The sequence below is a fragment of the Nocardia cyriacigeorgica genome (assembly GCF_010858045.1).
In the GTDB taxonomy this organism is placed as follows: Bacteria; Actinomycetota; Actinomycetes; order Mycobacteriales; family Mycobacteriaceae; genus Nocardia; species Nocardia cyriacigeorgica_E.
On the sequence record NZ_JAAGVC010000324.1, the window covers coordinates 1 to 290 of the forward strand.

General features: G+C 70.0%; 1 pseudogene. It reads right to left on the reverse strand.

Annotation, left to right across the window (positions count from 1 at the left end):
• Positions 1 to 290, reverse strand: a pseudogene (locus GV790_RS29885) (serine hydrolase); the annotation flags it as partial.

Consider the following 290-nt stretch of genomic DNA (forward strand, 5'->3'; position numbering starts at 1 on the left):
GGTCGAGGTCGTTGACCACCATCGCGCCGCCGAACCCGGCCCACCAGCACACCCGGCCCTCGGGCACCTCCGGCGCCGTCTGCGGTTGCGGCAAGCCGTAGCCGATGCCGAAGCGCAGTGGTAGCAGCAGCGCGAGATCCACGCCATCGGACTGTTTCCGGAAGATCAGCTCGATCGTCCGGTCCGATAACAGCCTGCGACCGCCCAGCTCGCCGCCGCAGGACACCAGCGACTGCACCCGGGCCACCGAACGGGCATTGCCGTGGCCGTTCACGGCGCCGATCTCCGAC